This is a genomic window from Rhizobiaceae bacterium (assembly GCA_023953835.1).
Classification (GTDB): Bacteria; Pseudomonadota; Alphaproteobacteria; order Rhizobiales; family Rhizobiaceae; genus Mesorhizobium_G.
Map to the genome: position 1 here is coordinate 277,389 of JAMLJB010000002.1, position 12,392 is coordinate 289,780.

General features: G+C 63.6%; 11 protein-coding genes. 2 read left to right on the plus strand and 9 right to left on the minus strand.

Annotated features, from left to right (window positions below; all coding sequences use genetic code 11):
• Window position 1 precedes the first annotated feature (1 nt).
• Complete coding sequence (locus M9924_19220) at window positions 2-1,018, minus strand: DUF1403 family protein (protein ID MCO5066516.1); 1,017 nt, start codon at window positions 1,016-1,018, stop codon at window positions 2-4.
• 633 nt (window positions 1,019-1,651) lie between these two features.
• On the opposite strand from M9924_19220, the gene M9924_19225 reads away from it, so the two are divergent.
• Window positions 1,652-2,575, plus strand: a complete 924-nt coding sequence (locus M9924_19225; protein MCO5066517.1) for a recombinase family protein — start codon at window positions 1,652-1,654, stop codon at window positions 2,573-2,575.
• Here the strand turns inward: M9924_19225 and M9924_19230 are convergent.
• The 3 genes from M9924_19230 to M9924_19240 are packed head-to-tail and all read right to left on the minus strand — an operon-like array spanning window position 2,514 to window position 5,998.
• Window positions 2,514-3,524 carry a TniQ family protein gene (locus M9924_19230; GenBank protein ID MCO5066518.1) on the minus strand — a complete coding sequence of 337 codons (1,011 nt, stop codon included), beginning with the start codon at window positions 3,522-3,524 and terminating at the stop codon, window positions 2,514-2,516. The genes M9924_19225 and M9924_19230 overlap by 62 nt on opposite strands.
• A gap of 3 nt (window positions 3,525-3,527) precedes the next feature.
• The gene (locus tag M9924_19235; protein ID MCO5066519.1) at window positions 3,528-4,403 is read right to left on the minus strand and encodes a TniB family NTP-binding protein; all 876 of its coding nucleotides are present in this window, start codon (window positions 4,401-4,403) and stop codon (window positions 3,528-3,530) included.
• Window positions 4,400-5,998, minus strand: coding sequence for a DDE-type integrase/transposase/recombinase (locus M9924_19240; protein MCO5066520.1), 1,599 nt, complete (start codon window positions 5,996-5,998; stop codon window positions 4,400-4,402). Before M9924_19240 ends, M9924_19235 begins: the two co-directional genes overlap by 4 nt.
• 268 nt (window positions 5,999-6,266) lie before the next feature.
• Between M9924_19240 and M9924_19245 the strand changes: the two genes are divergently transcribed.
• Window positions 6,267-7,331, plus strand: coding sequence for a site-specific integrase (locus tag M9924_19245; protein ID MCO5066521.1), 1,065 nt, complete (start codon window positions 6,267-6,269; stop codon window positions 7,329-7,331).
• Between the two features lie 22 nt (window positions 7,332-7,353).
• On the opposite strand, the gene M9924_19250 is transcribed toward M9924_19245, so the two are convergent.
• The 5 genes from M9924_19250 to M9924_19270 all read right to left on the minus strand — a co-directional run bounded on the left by M9924_19250 (window position 7,354) and on the right by M9924_19270 (window position 12,313).
• Complete coding sequence (locus M9924_19250) at window positions 7,354-8,592, minus strand: replication initiation protein RepC (GenBank protein ID MCO5066522.1); 1,239 nt, start codon at window positions 8,590-8,592, stop codon at window positions 7,354-7,356.
• A gap of 151 nt (window positions 8,593-8,743) precedes the next feature.
• Window positions 8,744-9,730 carry a plasmid partitioning protein RepB gene (repB, locus tag M9924_19255; GenBank protein MCO5066523.1) on the minus strand — a complete coding sequence of 329 codons (987 nt, stop codon included), beginning with the start codon at window positions 9,728-9,730 and terminating at the stop codon, window positions 8,744-8,746.
• Between the two features lie 79 nt (window positions 9,731-9,809).
• Window positions 9,810-11,012 (minus strand): plasmid partitioning protein RepA, encoded by a 1,203-nt coding sequence (repA, locus tag M9924_19260; protein MCO5066524.1) that lies wholly within the window; start codon window positions 11,010-11,012, stop codon window positions 9,810-9,812.
• A gap of 444 nt (window positions 11,013-11,456) precedes the next feature.
• A complete protein-coding gene (locus M9924_19265; GenBank protein MCO5066525.1) occupies window positions 11,457-11,954 on the minus strand; it encodes an RES domain-containing protein in 498 nt (165 codons plus the stop codon).
• Window positions 11,955-11,962: 8 nt separating this feature from the next.
• Window positions 11,963-12,313, minus strand: coding sequence for an MbcA/ParS/Xre antitoxin family protein (locus M9924_19270; protein ID MCO5066526.1), 351 nt, complete (start codon window positions 12,311-12,313; stop codon window positions 11,963-11,965).
• Between the last annotated feature and the right edge of the window lie 79 nt (window positions 12,314-12,392).

The window sequence follows — 12,392 nt, forward strand, 5'->3', positions numbered from 1 at the left end:
GTCAGATCCCGTAGATGCGGAAGGCGGTACGGCCGCTGAGCTCGCGCACGGCGCCGAGTTCGAGCAGGCGCTCGAACAGGCGGCGCAGGCCGCGGTCGCTCATGCCGGCGATGTTTGCCGAAGCGACGATCGCATCGTCCGACAAGAGCCGGTCGACGACGGCGTCCGCGCCTCGGGCACGAAGACCGGGCGCCACGGCGATCAGGCGGTCCGCCCGGCGCCCGATGTCGGCTGACTGGTCGATGGCGCGCAACGCCGCACGCGCCTGGGCGGCGAGCAAAATCCTCGCACGCTCGGGGACCGCCTCGATGCTCGTCGCCACGACGCCAGAGGGGCGCCGCGGCCGACCGGAACCAATTGCGCCGGCAGCGTCGCTACCGAGCAGCGGCACGGCGTGCGTCCAGCCCAGCCGCTGTGCCAGCAGCGCGTCGGCGAACCAGGACCCGACAGTGCGAGGAAGGCCGCACCGCTCGACGGCCGCAAAGGTGCCGACCAGCGTTCCGACCGCTCCTTCGGTCGCCGCAAGCTGCCGAAGCTCGTCGGCAAGATCGGCCGCTGTCTCGTCATCCCGGGCGAGCCCGAAGGCATCGAAAACGCCGGCGATGCTCGTCTCCGTCAGAAGCTCCTCCGCGGGTCGGACCGCCAGCCGACGCCAGGCCAGGAGCATGCGGCCGGCCGGGCCGACATCGTCGCTGGGCCGCGTGAGCAGGACGGCGTCGCGCAGGGCGGCTTCGTCCTCGACACGGCCTGCCTGCCTGGTCGTCACCGCCGCCGCGGTAAGCGCCAGCCGTTGCCGCCACGCGCCGCCCCACCTTTCCTGCCGGCGGACAACCGCGTCGAGCGCGCCGATGGCGGCACCCGCGCCGATCGCGATGTCCTCAAGCCCTTGCGCGCCAAGGCTTTGCGCGTCTGGAACGGCACGGCGCAGCCAGCCCGGCAGCGCGATCGCCGGGATGGCCGCGGCGGCACCGAGCGTCGGCGCTTGATGGCGCGGAGAGGATTTCGGGCGCAGAATCATCGTCAGCAGGATGAATCATGGCGGCGGTTTTGGCAACGAAAATGGACACAAACCGCCGCGCTTGTCGATTGGATAAAACGAACGATAATCTTGCATTATCGTTCATTTTGATCTTAATAGCGAATATGGTCCGAAACATCGAGCAAATGCCCGCTGTGTCAGCTGACCGGAATTCGTGAGATTCGGCGCCTTTTTGAATCGGTTTTCGTGAGACTACGTGCACAGTGCCGAACTGGCCTCCTATTAAGCCATTGATTTCACGCTCATATTGATGTTGACCGCGTGCCATCCGAGTTTGTCACGTAGTCTCACGATTTCCGACTCGGATGCAGATAGTCTCACGAATTCCGTTCCACCCGGCGGGCAGAACGCCAGCAATTCCGAGCATCCGAAGTGCCTGGGGAGGACCCTTTAGCCCCCTGCCCACGCTAAACTGCCCAATTTGCTCGGTTTCAGCCATAAACGGCCCAGGAGGCGCCTTGGGGCGTTTTCGGCTCCCTCGGGGCATCCGGAGCCCGTAAAACCGCTCTGCGGCCGTTTATGAGGCTCGATAAAACACGTCTGCAACTGGCCAGTTGATCATAGCCGTCGATACTGTACAAACGGCCGTGAAACATCCCTCGAAAGCCCGCCATGGCAAAGGCCCCCTCCCCTCCCCCGCGACCGCGCCGCCTCATCGGCTATGCACGGGTCTCGATGGAGGACCAGGTTACCGATGCACAGGCCGACGAACTCAGGCAAGCCGGTTGCGCCGTCATCCACCACGAACAGGGTTCCGGCGCGTCGCGCTCGCGGCCGGTGCTGGCGAAGCTGATGCGCGAGATCCACGCCGGCGATGTTCTGGTCGTGGTCAGGCTCGACCGGCTTGCCCGATCGGTCAGCCATCTTCTCGAGGTGATCGAGACGCTCGAAAAGCGCGGCGCGCATTTCCGCTCGCTGCGCGATCCGATCGACACTTCGACGCCGCAGGGCATGTTCTCGCTGCAAGTTCTCGGCGCGGTCGCCCAGCTGGAGCGCGCGCTGATCGCCGAGCGCACGAAGGCCGGAATCGCCGCCGCCAAGGCGCGCGGCCGGCTGCCCGGCAACCCTGGGCTGCGCGAGCGGAGGCCGGAAAGCATCCGCGCCATCGCGGCGGCCCGCGACAGCGCCTATGTCGGCGACCTCATCGCCTCGGCACAGAACTGGCTGCCGGTCGTGCGACGGCTGCGTCCCCAGCACAACTGGGACGATGTCGTGCGGGTCCTGAACCACAAGGGGCAGAGCTGGACGGTGGAACGCCTTCGCCGCTCGGTCTATCGCCTGGTGCGCGAAGGCCTGGCGGAGCCTGAGCTTGTCCAGCGCGCGCCGCGGCGGCAGCCGGAGGACCGGTTGATGACGCTCGTGGCCGGCATTGCCATCGCAGACCCTGATCTCAGCCTGCGGGCGATAGCCGCGCAGCTCGAGGCGATGCGCGAACGGGCGCCACGCGGCGGCTGGCGATGGGCGGCCTCGTCGGTCAAGCATCTGCTCGATCGCGCCAGGCGTCTCGGCCTGAAGGTGCACGAACCCGACGGGTGAAGCAGGCATTCTTCGCCGTTCCCCTGCCCTCTCCTCTCGTCGTCGTGCGGCGGGCGCCGCGAGCGACAGCGTTACGGATCCCGGTCGGCCAACGGTCAATCAGCCCCAACACTTTCTTTCGGCCGAACTCATCGGTGGTCTCCAGGATGTGGGCGACTGCGGTGGCCGGATTCTTCAAAAGCCGAGCAAGGCCGATTGCGATGGCGTAACGCTCCGCGAAGGGCGCATCGCGCAAGCCTGGCAGAGCACGCGGCAGAAGCTGGTTGTAGACCGGGACGGCGCTGTTGAATTCGGGCACGAGAATGCCGAGCACCGGCCGGGGACACGGTCGCGAAAGCTCCATCGCATGGGCCTGCTGGTCGGAGCGCGCCAACCTGGCCAGTTCCCATGGCGCCGGCGGCGACGGCTTGCGATGCGGCGCGAGCAACAGGGAGATCGCGGCGTCGACGGGCACGACGGCGGTTTCGCCGCCTTTGGCCCAGTTGGACAGGATCGCGGCGCCGCGGCAAGCTGATCCGACATCGCTCAACACACTAGCGCCCCTTGTATCCGGGCTTTGCAGTGGCTGACGGTGCCGATCGCAATAGAAGCTGAAGGCGAAAGACCACGTTCGCAACCTTGGCGGTCGCTGCATGCCGCGCGAGCAGATCGGGCAGATCTCACGAGCGTCGGGCCGAAGCAGGCTGCGACAACGCGACGATGCATTATGGAAGGTCATGCCGAACAGGCGTTCAACCGAAGAATTCGTCGCGGCAGCGATGCGTTCCATATCGGTCTGCACGGGATCGATCTCGAGTTGCAGCGCAGGCCGGGACCATCCAACATGGGCTCGCAGATCATCGAGCGAAACCAGATAGACGTCGGCGATCCGCTCCAGCCAGGAACTCAGCCGTTCGTCCCGAAAGGGCGGCGGCACGACCGGCAGCGGCGCCCTCCCCTCCCCCGCCATGAGTCAGGCCGCGAAGGTCGTCGGCGCGGTGACGCGGTGATCGAGGATCGCGGCCGACGTGATCCGTTCTTTGCCGTTGAGGATGGCGTCTGTCGCCAGACCCCTGACCATCTTGAAGATCGCGTCGGTGATCCCGCCATTAGCCTCGACGAGACGCTTGAGGGCGCTGTCCGTCAGCTCCGACGGCAAGCGCAACGGCAGCGAGTACAGAAGACCGCCGATCAGCCCGTGGAAGTCGGCATCGGGCCGCCACGGCGCCAAGCCGTAGGGTTCGAAGCGGCTGTTGAGATGGGCATCGCCCCGGATTGCATCGCGTGCCTCGTGCGAACCGAGGCAGATCAGCGGAATCCGCAGCTCATTGCCGAGGAAGCGCAACAGATTGAGCATCCTGCGCTGCTCGCGATAGGTACCGGCGATCAGATTCTGGACCTCGTCGATGACAAGCATGCGCGGCGCGATCTCCTGGAGCAGCCGCAGTGCCTGTGTCTCGAGTTGCCCGAGCGTCGCGCGGGTCGGCGGCGGTGCGCCGATCACGGAAAGCAGGCGATGATAGAAACGTCCCTCGTCTGGGGAAGCGACCATCTGCACGACGATGACCGGCCGATGATGGATCCCGCTGCTCTCATCGAAGCTGGGCGGATTGGCGCGCACGAACTTCTCGATGATCATCGTCTTGCCCATCCCGGAAGCGCCGAAGATCAACAGATTGGGCATGCGGGCACGCTTGGGAAACAGAAGCAGTTCCTCGAGCTTGTCGAGCGCATGGCGGGCACGCGGATAGTCGATCCAGCGGTCGACCCGAATATGTTCGACACGCTCGCGGTCGGGCAGATCGGCATGGCCCTGAACGGCGGGATCGAGGTGCGGATAGGCCGTCATTCCCAAACCTCCACCGGGAAATGCGGCAAGGCGATCACCGGCTCGTCGGCCGGTGCGCTTGCCGGAAGCGCCGGCCTTGGTTGCAGATGGGCGCGGCGAGCCCGTAGCCTGCGGGTTTGCGTGGTTTCCCGCGTTGCCTGGTCCACCAGGGCGCGCTGTGCGGCGATCGTCTGGAAGATCGTCTCCTCATCGATCTCGCGGCGGCCGCGAGCCCGCTGTACGCGCAGCGCCGCCTTCTGCTCCCATAGCGTGATCGCCGGGCGCCCGGGATTGCGCGTCGGCGCCATCAGATAGTTCTCGCCAAGCTTGACGAAGACCTGATGCAGGTCCCGCGGATCGTATTTGACGAGCACCTTGTCGTCGCACCGGCCAATCCAGCGCGCAAAGCCGTCCGACCAGTAGCAGATGTTGTTGAGATGAATGCCGGTCCGCCGCAGCACGCGCGGCTCGAACGGCAGGAAATCGATCAGGAAGGCGAGCGGATCGCGCACGTGCCGCGGAGGACGCGCGCCTATCGCCTCGTTCCAGGCCGCGACCGGCGGCCGACCAATGCCGCGGTGCAGGTCGGAATGGTAGGCGATGATTTCCAGCGCCAGCCAGGCTTCGAGCTCGCGCATGGTCATCACGGCGCGCGCCTCGGGATCGTAGTCGCCCCGGTCCAGCACGTTGGAGAAGTGCGTGCCGGGCAGCAGGTGCACCGCGCCCATCATCGTGCCGATCAGGCGTTCGATGTGCCCGCCGAACCGTGGCGTCCCCGGCGGGCGGTAGGAGATAGCGATGTTGTGGTCGTCGCAGCCGCGCTTGAAGGCGCGAGAGTGGAATTCGGCGCCGTTGTCGACGTGAATGCATTCGGGTAGGCCGCTCGTCGGCCATTCCACCGATATCCCGCGATCTTCCAGCCAGCGCGTCTTGTCGATGATCGCATGCGTCAGGCAGAGCGCTACCGATGTCACGGACGGCGCCTCCAGGGACAGGTAGAAGCCCAGAACCATCCGGGTACAGACGTCGATGGCGATGGTCAGGATAGGACGGCCGATCGGCTGCCTTTCGATCGGATCGACAACCGTCACGTCGACCTTCGTATGATCGATCTGGACGATCTGCAGCGGATGCTGCACCGAAAGCTCGCCTGGGAGCGCCAGAAATTGCGCTTCGGCCCGTGCTTTGCCCTCACGACGGCGCTTCAGTGCCTCGACATCGAGCGTGCGCAGGTAGGCCTTGAGCCGCCGGATCGACGGCGGCGGCAACTGTTCTGCCCGGCAATCGGATGAGATCCGCTTCCAAAGCCGCGTCAGCGTCGGCCTTTCCGGCATCGCGTAGAACGTCGTGATGTTGTGATCGACGATCGTCTTCAGAGCAGGATCAAAGGCATCGATGCCGCCGTGCCGCCCCGACTTCCGGTGAAGAAGCGCTGCAGCGCGCTCCTCTGTTCGATACCGCTTCAGCCAGCGGAACAGCGTCGCACGGCTGACCGCGAGGTTCGCCATGGCATCGGCCACTTCGCCCGCAGTGGGTCGCAGCGGCAACCGCCGCAGAACGTCCGCATGCCGAAGCACGTCCTGCCATTCTTGTTCGTTGAGCTGGTCACGTCGCATGCCCTTCACGCGCTTGGTGTATCAAGGTAGTCTCACCATATCTGAATCGCGTGACAGTTCAGTCTCAACGAAACCGACTCGGTCTCACGAAATCTGAATCGGCTAACGCTTTGAAAATAAATGACGACCAGTCTCACGAAAAACGGTCAACTGACACGCTGATCATGTGGCGGAGAAATCCGAACAGCCACAGGACGTTTCCCCGCAGGGGTCCGGCGACCCTCACCTGCCGACCGATGCCGATCTTCCCGACATCGTCGACGTCGTGATGGCGATGGGACAACAACACCCTGAGACGGGTGAACACTCCCCTCCCCTTCCGGCAGACTCGCAAAACACGCGCCTCCCCGCTCAACTGCAAGGCCTCGCCGACATGGCGCGCGGCTATGTCGAGGCGGCCAGCTCGGCCAATACGCGCCGCGCCTACGCATCCGACTGGCGGCATTTTGCGAGCTGGTGCAGGCGGCAGGGTCTCAGCGCCTTTCCGCCCGATCCCCGGCACGTCGGCCTCTATGTCACGGCCTGCGCCTCCGGCAAGGCAACGGGAGGAAGCAAGTCGAACTCGGTTTCGACCATCGAGCGCCGCCTGTCGTCCCTTTGCTGGAACTATGCGCAGCGCGGCCAACCGCTCGACCGCAAGGATCGTCACATCGCAACCGTTCTGGCCGGTATTCGCAACACCCATGCCGCCCCTCCTCGCCAGAAAGACGCGATCCTGCCGGAGGACCTGATCGCGATGCTCGAAACGCTCGACCGGGGCACGCTGCGCGGATTGCGCGACCGTGCCATGCTGCTTCTGGGCTTCGCAGGTGGCCTGCGGCGCTCGGAGATCGTCGGCCTCGATGTCGGACGCGACCAGACTGCGGATGGCCGCGGCTGGATCGAGATCTTCGACAAGGGCCTGCTGGTCACCTTGCGGGGCAAGACAGGCTGGCGCGAGATCGAGGTCGGGCGCGGTTCGGCGGATTCCACCTGTCCTGTCGTCGCGCTCGACAACTGGATGAAATTCGCGCGCCTCGCGCATGGTCCGCTGTTCCGTCGCGTCACAGGCAAGGGCAAGAAGCTCGGCCCCGAACGCCTCAACGACCAGGAGGTCGCGCGTCTGGTCAAGCGCGCAGCACTCGCCGCAGGAATACGCAGCGACCTGCCGCAACGCGAGCGCGCCCGACTTTTCGCGGGCCATTCGCTTCGTGCCGGTCTCGCCTCATCGGCTGAGGTGGATGAGCGGCATGTGCAGAAGCAGCTTGGCCACGCCTCCGCCGAAATGACCCGGCGATACCAACGCCGCCGCGACCGGTTCCGCGTCAACCTCACAAAGGCGTCCGGGCTTTGAAAGCCCCCTCCCCTGCCGGGCATCATCCCGTCTTTTCCTGTTGTGCGCGGCCCTTTGCCCTGAGCAGAGCCATAAGCACCGGTCCGACTGAAAAGGCATTTGCGCGCGCCTTGTCGGTCAGCGCCCGCAAATAGCCGCCCGCGCTGGAAATCTGGTCGGCCCGTTGAAGAATGGCCGCGACGACAATTGCGGCATCGACCCTGCCCATGGCTTCGCAGGCCTGGTTCCACGCATCCGGACTGACCCCCAGTGCCGCGCGGACCAGATTGGCCACCTCAACCAGATCGTCCCAACTATCGATCCCGGCGCGGGCATAATCGACAATGTCCGGACAGGCTCGCAACACCAGCCCAAGCGGGAAGCCCAACGGTGATTTGTTACCGACCGGCCTTTGCGGCTGGATATACGGCGGATGGATTGGCTCGGCTTCGCCCCCCGGCTCTTTTTCAGAGCGTGGTTCAGATTCAGGATGAGTGTATGGGTTTGAATTCTGTTTGTGCCGCTCAGTTTGAGACTCATTGGCGCTTGAATCTTCCGATTTTTCACGTTGTTCCAACAGCTTGCGGGTGGCGCGGGCAAGTGCTGAGAGTTCCGCCTCGAAAGGCTCCAGCTCCCGCCTCGTAGCAGTGCGCGGAATGCGCCCGACGATGGCGCGGTATTCGAGGTGAAGCGCCTCCCAATCGCCCTCGATGCCCTCTTCCAGGCCGAAGGTAATCATCTTCGCTATATCGCGCCTTACAATGGTGATGCGCTCCCGCACGACCTGCAATTCGCGGCGTTCGCGCCGAACCTCGTCGGCCAGGCGCTCGAATTCGGCCGCACGCACCAGGAGCGGCGACAGGTCGAAGCCATAGGCCTGCTCGATCTCGCCGCCCTCCCCCTTGCGGGCGAAGCGCTTGCCGTTCGGGCTGTCGCGGCGCACCACAAGGCCGCAATCGACCAAATTAGCGAGATGGCGGCGCAGCGTGGCCGGAGCCATGCCATTCGCGCGCTGGGCCAATTGCCGGTTCGAAGGAAATGCGACCAGATTCCCCTCCGCCGACAATTCGCTTTCGGGAAAGAAGCTCAACAGGGCGGTCAGCAGGGTCACTGCCCGATCCGTCGCGCCGATCATTGGCCTGGCTTCGCAGATGTTGCGAATGATCGTCCATTTGTCGGCTTTTGCATCCTTGGGGCACTGCTGCGCCGTTGCATTGCCTGCCATGATGGCATGACTAAGCCGTCGCCGCCCGAAGGGCGTCGATGCAAGATAGGTCTCCATGTCCTCTCACCTTCTCAAAGGCAAAAGAATCTGGCTCGTCGAAATGACGCCTGAAGCTTGACAGTGATTCGCGGATTTGCGATTCTCAGGCTGCTACACGATGAGAAGGGCTTCCGCGCGGCGACGTTCGGGGGCCTTTTTCTTTTGCGGTTCAATCTCCGTTTTGCGCGTTCCGGGAACGCTCATATGTCCGATAGAGCTCGTTCAGGCTCTTGCTGAGCCAGATGCCAAAGCCGATGTCGTCGCTGGACGACAGCGCGATGCTGACCGAGTTGCGCTTGACGCCAACCGTTGCAGCCACGACGCTGTCCGGCGACACCCAGACCGAGGCTTTTTTCGAGGGTTTGCGCGCGGGTTTCTGCGCCAGCGTTTCCAGCAATCGGTTGAAGCGATCCGCGGGATGTGCATTGAAGAACTCGTCGCTTCGCACGTAGCGAATTGCGGCTTCCGCATTGGATGGCCGCTGCACCAGCCTCTTGAGTTCTTCCCAGCGGTCCCTGCCCACCCCCTTGGAGGCGCCAAGCGCCTCAAGCACGGCAGCCGGAATGCCGTCGGCGATCGACAGCATGCGCGAAAGCAGCGTGTTGTCCACGGTCAGCGCCGATTTGACCGTCTCCTTGGTCTGGCCGAGATCGACCAGCTTGCGCGCGAAAAGCGCGCGCTCGATGAAGGAAAGGTCGGCACGGGCGGAGTTTTCCTGTCCCTGCGCGATGATCGCAGCGACATCTTCCAGCGGCTTGACGATGGCGCGGACCTGGAGCCCCAGTTCCTTTGCAGCCTTGAGCCGCCGCCTGCCGAACACGATCATATAGCGGTCGGGCGTGCTCGGGTGAGGGCGAACAAGGACCGGGCTCGCCTGCCCGTCGGCGCGGATGGCTTCCACCAGCGCCTGATATTCCTCGTCCTCGCCTTCCTCATCCTGGATGCGGTCGGCAACGGGCGACGCATCGATCAGCGCCGGGTCGAGAGAAACGATTGCCTCGCCCTCCAGAAGCCGGTTCGAATTCTGCGCGAGTTCGTCCAGAGAAAGCATCATCGCCCGCGATGCGCCGCGACGCGCATAGTCGGCGCGCTGCGTGGTTTCGGAGCGCGTCTCGTCCGGCGCAATGACGCTGTCCAGCAATCCCTTGCGAGCCATCAGCCTCTCCTTCGAATTCGAGCTAATTGCTTGCCGCTAAAGCGAAATTCGCCGATCTGCACGGCTGTCAAATGCCGCCTCATCTGCGCCCCCACGCCTTATGCACGAGATTGACGATCTCGCCATTGACCGCATTCATGCTTTCCAGCGCCCGCTCATAGGTGGTGCGCACGAATTGCGATCGCTCCACCTCGTAGAGCGTCTGCTTGGTGATCCCGGCATCGGAAATGGCAGTCGATTTCAGCATCGGCACCGACAGCATGCTGCTGGCGAACATGGCCTGCATGAAGCCGACCATCTGCGCCTGAGGACCGTCGGTCGGCTCGTAGCGCGTGACGAGATAGCGGAACCAGTTCAGCCGCACCCGCGCGCCCGCCGCCTTGATCGATTGCAGAATGCCGCCCAGCATCAGCAGGAACTGCGACATGGACATGATGTCGAGCATCTGCGGATGCACGGTGATCAGCACCGAAGTCGAGGCGGTGAGGGCGGTCAGCGTCAGATAGCCGAGTTGCGGCGGGCAGTCGATCACCACCACGTCGTAGCGGTCGTCGACGGCCTGCAAGGCTTGCGAAATGCGCGTGTAGAACATGCGCCCCTCCGGCGCGTTCTTCGAGGCCATCAGGGGCGTGTCGTATTCATATTCCTGAAGTTCCAGATTGGCCGGAATGATATCGAGGCCCGGAAAATTGGTCGGGCGAACCAGATCGGCGATGGGCTTGCGCGCGTCGTCATAGCGCAGTGCCTCGTAAAGCGAGAGGTTGCGGTCAAGCTCCGGCTGGATGCCGTGCAGCGCCGACAGCGAGGCCTGCGGATCGAGGTCGATGGCGAGCACCCGGTGGCCGGTCAGCGCAAGATATTGCGCCAGATGCGCCGCCGTCGTCGTTTTGCCCGAGCCGCCCTTGAAATTGACGACCGATATGACCTGCATGGGATCATGGGCGCGGCGGTGCGGAACGTAGCGCTTGGACTCGCTGCGCCCATGCTTGTCGAGATAGTGCCGTAGTTCCAGCATCTGCTGCGCCGTATAGGTCCGCCGACCCGACGGCGTGGTCTGCGGGGTAGGGCCCTTGCCCTCCAGATGCAGCTTCTTGATATTGCTCTGGGTGATGCCGAGAAAGGTCGCCACCTCGGAGAGCGAGAAGGAGCGCAACCCCTTGGTGGCATTCGGTGGATATTGCTCGAAACGCAGGATGTTGAGCTTGTCCGAAATCAATTCTCCCTGTGAGAGTATGATCTCGTCAAAATCGGTTTCTGCCTGCGGATTGATCATAAGGTTCATTTCTGACGGGCCTGAATAACGCTTTTTCGAGAATATCCGAAATTCAAGCGTGAATTTGATCCGATTCTCGCCAGCCTGCAAGGAATTTAACTTTAACAAAAGGTTAACGATAATACCGGCTGCCGCCGGGCACATCGGGCGAACGAACGCGGTGATTCTATTTAACTTATTGATATAATTATTATTTTTAACGTTTTGCACGGCTGTCAAGCCGTCGCACCAATATCCAGGGCGGCGATCAGGCGTCGCAGGAAACCAGACGAGGCCGGAAGGGCAGGGCAGGGGAGCCACCCACTGGCCACGGTTCATTTCAGCACCGGAACAGTCTGCTTAACCACGAATCATCCCTCCATCATCCAACGTACGGGCATCATCCGGCAGGGCAGGGGAGGGGTGAATAGATTCTCGGAGTTTTTTTCGACGCTTTTTTACGCGACCCGCTGGTCAGCGCGACAGCCTGCCTTCGTCGTCGATCAGGGAGAGCAGGGCAGGGGCCTTTGCGCCCCACCGCCACAGGACGAGGTTCAAATCGTCTGCGTCCGCGCCTGCGGCGAAGCTGCGCACCAGCAGGCCACTGTATCCGGCGGCGATAAGCCTGCGCGCAAATGCCTGCGTCGGTGCTTCGCCGTCGCGCTTCATCCGGTCGCGCCATGCGGTGTCGGCGAGGGCAGGGGCCTTCATTCCAAATGCCGCAAGCGCCGCCTCGTCGCGACAGTCGAACACTTCCGCGACGGAGGCGTAATAGGACACGAGGGTCGTGGGCTGAAGGCTGCCGGCCTGGTTGGCTTCCCTCAGAGCAGTGACCGGCGAAAGCGATAGATAAAGCGCAGGCAGGCCCTTCGGGTTGAAGCGTCCGCCATAGAGTTCCGCGCCGCGACCGGAAAGCGGCTCTCGCGCATAGACCGGATTGAGCGCCCGGTAGAGCTTGCCTTCAAAGTGCAAGAGGGCGTCTACGCGTGAACGCCGGCATCGACCGCGTCGATATAGTCGAGCACGTCATCAGCGCGGCCCGAACGCACAAGCTGCATCGCGGACTGGCCGGAGAAGCCGGGCAGGGGCTCCGAACGATACCACGCATAGGCCATCAGGGCGGACCCGAAACGCGGCTCCACCTTGTTGAGGATCTCGACCATCTCGCGCAGGCGGCGCTGTGTCCGGTCAGACCTGACCCTGTCCTTGCGCTGGATCGCATCCTTGCCGAGACCGACCGTCCGCGCGATTTCCTCGCTGGTCGTCTGGAGCGCCTGCGCGATGCGGCGCGGCGCGAAAACACCATTGTCCGCATATTGGGCGATGCTCATGGCGCACTCCGTTCAATTTCCATGCCATTCATACTGACGCAATATAGCGTCTGAATTCGCGGAGTTCAATGTATCTTAG